Origin of the sequence: Spirillospora sp. NPDC046719 (genome assembly GCF_040645715.1) — a bacterium.
Lineage (GTDB): Bacteria > Actinomycetota > Actinomycetes > Streptosporangiales > Streptosporangiaceae > Spirillospora.
The window spans coordinates 1-5462 of sequence record NZ_JBEYYT010000538.1; the positions used below are offsets into that span (position 1 = coordinate 1).

A 5462-nucleotide genomic window follows, 5' to 3' on the forward strand; every position below is an offset into this window, starting at 1 on the left:
CTGGACGGCGCCGGTCCGGCGGAGCAGGACGCCGCCCGCGACCGCGCCGAGCAGCGCGACTGCGCCGGCCACCAGGAACGCGGCGTGCAGCCCGCCCAGCATGGCCCGCACCTCGGTGGTGGCCGAGGCGAGCGCCTCGGTCCGGGCGGCGGCGATCGCGGTGAGACCGGCGACGCCGACCGCGCCGACGAAGGTCGGCATCTGCGCGAGGCTGCCCGCGACGCCCTGGTCGTCCCGGCCCAGGCCGGACGTGATCGTCGTGATCGCGGCGACCACGGTCAGGACGTGCCCGAAGCCCATCGTCGCGGACGTGGCCAGCAGGACGGCCAGGCCGCCGTGCGCGGGCAGGGCCGCCATCGCGGCGGTGCCGGCGGCCTGCACGGTCAGCCCGATCGCGATGGTCGCGGCCGTCCCGCGGGCGTTGATCAGCCGGGCGGCGAGGGCGCCGCCCGCCAGGGCCGCGACGCCCTCGCCGAGGAAGCCGAGCCCGGTCCGCAGGGGCGAATAGCCGAGGACGTCCTGCATGTAGATGCTGAGCAGCAGGGTCGCGCCGCCGCACATGCCGAAGGTGACCAGGCCGATGGACATGCCCCACTTGACCGTCGCGCGGCGCAGCAGGCGCAGCGGGACGAGCGGCGCGGGGTGCCGGGCCTCGACGGCGAGGAAGGAACCGAGCAGGACCGCCGCGGCCAGCAGGGTCGTCAGCGTCGGGAGGCTGCCCCAGCCCGCGTCGCCGCCGGTGGAGATGCCGTAGACCAGCGCGAACAGCCCGCCGCTCGCCAGGATCGCGCCGGGGACGTCGAGCCCGGTCCGGCTCCGTCCGGCCGTCTCGCGGACCACCATGAGCGCGCCGAGCAGGACCAGGAGGCCGATGCCGGTGAGCAGGAGCATCGTCCAGCGCCAGTTCAGCCCGCTGGTGATCAGCCCGCCGCCGATCGTCCCGATGACGAACCCCAGCGACAGCAGCGCGCCGTTGACGCCGAGGGCGCGGGTGCGCCGCGGCCCCTCGGGGAACGCGGCGGTCATCAGCGCGAGCGCGGTCGGGCCGATCATGGCCGCCGCGACGCCCTGCCCGGCGCGCGCCGCGACCAGCAGCGCCGGGCTCGGGGCGAGCGCGGCCGCCAGCGACATCAGGGTGAAGCCCGCCACGCCGGTCATGAACAGCCGGCGCCTGCCGAGCATGTCGGACGCCCGCCCGAACAGCGGCATCAGCGCGGCCGTCGGCAGCAGGCACGCGGTCGCGACCCACTGGAGGGCCGAGGCGCCGGAGAAGCCCAGGTCCCGGCCGATCTCCGGCAGGGCCACGGTGATGATCGAGTAGTCGAGGCCGGTCATGAAGGTGGCGCCGCACAGCGTGATGAGGATGAGCCAGCCGCGCGCTCCGAGCCGCGCGGCGCTCTGAGAAGTCTCCGTCGTCATGCCCCCGAGACTGCTGCCCGGGGGAATGATCGACCAGCGCTCCGCTGGAGGTACATCTGCCAGGTGCAGGCTCACGCGCGACCGCCTCCGCGCGTGTGCGCGCTACAACTGCTCGCGGACCCCGGCCTCCTGCGTCACGCGCTGGACCTGCTGGCTCAGGTCGCCCTCCAGCGCGGTCCTGGCGGCCTTGCGGCGGGCCACCGGCAGGACGGTCCTGTGCATCGTGTCCTCAAGGAGGAACGCGGTGCCCGCGTAGAGCGCGATCGCGACGATCGGGATGCCGAGCCATCCCGACGCGTGCTCGACGGCCTCGCCGCCGTTGATCTCGAAGACCCCGCTGAGCGTGAACCGGGCCGCCGCGAGGAGCGCCAGGACGAGCAGCAGCGGGCGGGTCCGCGCCGACGCGCTGCTCATGGCCAGCAGCATCGCGGCGACGGTGAGCAGGAAGATCCCCAGAATCGCCGAGCGCCCGCCGGGCGGTGCCGAGCGCATCGTGATCGCGATGGCCGTCCACACCGCACCGAACATCAGCATGATCGTCGCGAGCCCGCCGTCCCGCGCGGCGAAGGCGATGAGCCCGGTGACGATCTCCAGGGGCGCCACGAAGGCCAGCAGGATGACCGTCAGCGGCCCGGTCTGCGCCAGCGGGACCCACTGGAGTTGCAGCGCGGTGTAGAGGACGGTGCCGACGCCGAACGCGAAGAACGCCAGCGGCGCGCTGCTGGCGATCGGCCGCAGCACCACGCGCACCAGGTCCTCCGGCGGCTCGTGCCCGCCCCCGGACGCGTGCGGCCCGGAGCCCTTCCCCGAGGAGATCACGACTCGCCCGGTACCCGTGCCGCCGCCGATCATGCCTCGACCTGGGCCGATGAGGGGCGCTCACGGTGCCGCCGCGGCGCGGGTGATCGCGCGGCGGGCCGGATCTTTCACCGCGTCCGGGTGTGGCGGGGCGCGGATCGGGTGATCGCACAGGGAGTGACCGAATGACGACGCAGCCGACCGCGGGGGCGCCCATGCCGAAGCCCGGACGACCGTTGGCGGCCCTGGCCGCCTGCGCGATCCTGACCGGCGCCGCGCCCCCGTACGCCGTGAGCGGCGCCGCGCGGGCGCGAGCCGAGCCCGCCGCCCTCGCGCCCGCGGGGGAGGACGGCGCCTCGGAACTCGTCCGGGGCTGGCGGATCCAGTCCTCGGCCGTCGCGGGGAGCGACGGCGCGCGGATCTCCCGGCCGGGCTACCGGACGTCCGGCTGGCTGCCGATCGGCCGCCCCGGGACGTTGATGGCGGGCCTGCTGGAGAACGGCCGGTACCCGGACGTCTTCTACTCGGACCGGTTGGCGTCGGTGCCGGCCGGGCGGTTCGCCGTGAACTGGTGGTACCGCGACGAGGTGGTCCTGCACCCGCGCCGCGGCGGCCGCACGTTCCTGATCATGGACGGCGTCTCCGGCACCGCCGACCTGTGGGTGAACGGCGCCCGGATCGACGGCCGCTCGCGGCTCCAGGGCTCCTACTCGCGCTTCGAGTACGACGTCACCCGGTACGCGCGCGACGGCGCCAACGCGATCGCGCTCGACGTCGCGCCGAACAAGGCGAAGACCTACCTCACCGGCAGCCGCCTCGACTGGAACCCGGCCGCGCCCGACCAGGGCACCGGGCTGGAGCGCCCGCCGAAGATCGTCCAGGACGGGCCGGTGTCGCTGCGGGACGTCCACGTCGTGCAGCGCAACGCCGGGGACTTCTCCCGTTCCGACCTCACCGTGAAGGCGCTGCTGCGCAACAACACCGGGACCGTGCGGCGGGCCGAGTTCTCCGGCGCGGTCGAACGGGGCGCGACCCGGCTGCCGTTCAGGACGACGGTGACGCTGCCGCCGAACACGGCCCGCCCGGTGGCGCTCGGCCTCCGCCTCGACCACCCGGACGTGTGGTGGCCCTACCAGCTCGGCGGCCAGCCGCTCTACCACCTCGCCACGCACCTGCGCACCGGCGGGACGGAGACCGGCCGGTACGCCGAGGACTTCGGCATCCGCATCGTCACCTCGTCGCTCACCCGCGCCGTCCCCGGCAGGACGCACGTGCCGCACGGCTACCGGCGGTTCGAGATCAACGGCGTGCCGATCGTGATCCGCGGCGGCGGCTGGTCGCCGGACATGTTCCTGCGCTACTCGCCCCGGAACATCCACGACCAGCTCGCCTACGTGAAGGACCTCGGCCTGAACGCGCTGCGCTTCGAGGGCAACTTCCCGCCGGACGACATGTTCCGGCAGATGGACCGCGCGGGCGTCCTCGCCATGACCGGCTGGCAGTGCTGCGACCGCTGGGAGGATCCGTACGCCAAGTGGAACAAGGAGCTCCGGGCCAACGCCGCCGTCCAGGCCGCCGCCGTCGCCCGCAGGCTGCGCGACCACCCGAGCGTGTTCGCCTTCTTCCAGGGCAGCGACGCGGCACCGGACGCGGCGAAGGAGTCGGTGTACGTGCCGGCGTTCGAGGCCGCCGACTGGGGCACGCCGCAGATCGCGTCGGCGGAGGACAAGGCGTCGCCGCGGCTCGGTCCGTCCGGCGCCAAGGAGGGGCCGTACGGCTACGTGCCGCCGGTGTACTGGTGGAGCAACGGCCGCGAGACCGCCGACGCCGGCGACCCGTCGTCCACGAACGCCGGAAGCGCCTGGGGCTTCGACACCGAGACGAGCGCGGGCAACACCGTCCCGACCCAGGACTCGCTCGACCGCTTCCTGACCCCGCGCGACCAGGCCGCGCTCTGGGACCCCGCCACCGCGCGCGGCCCGCGTTCCGGCCGGGACCTCTTCCACGTGTACCCCTACAACGACTACACCCGGACCGCGCGCATGGGGCAGTACAACACCCCGCTGTGGCACCGGTACGGGCCCTGGTCCGACATGGCCTCCTACCAGCGGATCGCGCAGATGGGCGGATACGAGATCGCGCGTGCGCAGTTCGAGGCCTACATCGGCAACTCCAGGGACCCGGCCAACCCGAGCACCGGCGTCATCTACTGGATGCTGAACAAGGCGTGGCCGTCGCTGCAGTGGAACCTCTTCAACCAGGACTTCGACCAGCCCGGCGTGTACTTCGGCGCGAAGAAGGCGGGCGAGCCGGTGCACGTCATGTACGACTACGCGTCCGGGGCGGTGAAGGTCGCCAACCTGACCGGGACGCGCCAGGACGGTCTGGCGGCGCGGGCGCGGCTGATCGACGTCGACGGCACCGTGAAGCGGACCTCCCGCGTCGCCGTCCCGGCACTGGCCGCCCAGGACGTCCGGACCGTGGCCGCCGCGCGGGCTCCGAAGGGCATCTCCCGCACCTACTTCCTCGAACTCACGCTGACCCGGCGCGGCGCGACCGTGAGCCGCAACGTCTACTGGCTGTCCACGAGACCGGACGCGGTGGACTGGAAGAACACCCTCGGCAAGGGCAGCGGCGCGGCGTTCCGGCCGGACGGGTACGCCGACCTGACCGGGCTGCGCGGCCTGCCCCGCGCCGCCGTGCGCGCCTCGGCCGCCACCCGCCGCGACGGCGCCGACCTCGTGACCACCGTGACGATCAGCGCGACCGGGACGGCGCCGACCATCTTCACCAGGGCGGACGTGCGGCGGGCCGGACCCGGCGGGCGCCCGCTGCCCGGCGGCGGCCAGGTGCTGCCGATCCGCTGGAACGACAACGACGTCACGCTGTGGCCCGGGCAGTCCCAGACGCTGACCGCCCGCTACCGCGCCTCCGACCTGCGCGGCGCCGTCCCGGTCGTCGGCCTCGGCGGCTGGAACCTGCCGGCGCTGACCGTGCCCGCCGCGCCGCGCTCGTGACCGGTCCCGGCGGTTCGGAAGACCGCGCTGGTTTCACGCCTCGGTCCCGGCGAGCGCGATGGCGCCGATGAGCGCGGCGTCGTCGACGAAGCGGGCCGTCACCACCTCCGGCGGGAACGGGACCGCGCGCGCCACGGTCTCGCGGATCGCGGGAAGCAGGGACGGCTCGGCGGCCATGCCGCCGCCGAGGACCACCCGCTCCGGGTCGAGCGTGGTCGCGAGGTTGGC

4 protein-coding genes are annotated in these 5462 nt (G+C 74.4%); 1 reads left to right on the top strand and 3 read right to left on the bottom strand.

Going from position 1 to position 5462, the window contains the following annotated elements:
• Positions 1–1419 (bottom strand): MFS transporter (locus ABZ914_RS45355; protein WP_500200880.1); only part of this gene is annotated, 1419 nt, incomplete at its 3' end.
• 102 nt (positions 1420–1521) lie between these two features.
• Positions 1522–2238 carry a GPR1/FUN34/YaaH family transporter gene (locus tag ABZ914_RS45360; RefSeq protein WP_500200881.1) on the bottom strand — a complete coding sequence of 239 codons (717 nt, stop codon included), beginning with the start codon at positions 2236–2238 and terminating at the stop codon, positions 1522–1524.
• Between the two features lie 164 nt (positions 2239–2402).
• On the opposite strand from ABZ914_RS45360, the gene ABZ914_RS45365 reads away from it, so the two are divergent.
• Positions 2403–5234: a glycosyl hydrolase 2 galactose-binding domain-containing protein gene (locus tag ABZ914_RS45365; protein WP_500200882.1), complete on the top strand. Its 2832-nt coding sequence runs from the start codon at positions 2403–2405 to the stop codon at positions 5232–5234.
• Between the two features lie 33 nt (positions 5235–5267).
• Here the strand turns inward: ABZ914_RS45365 and ABZ914_RS45370 are convergent.
• Positions 5268–5462 (bottom strand): ROK family protein (locus ABZ914_RS45370; protein ID WP_500200883.1); only part of this gene is annotated, 195 nt, incomplete at its 5' end.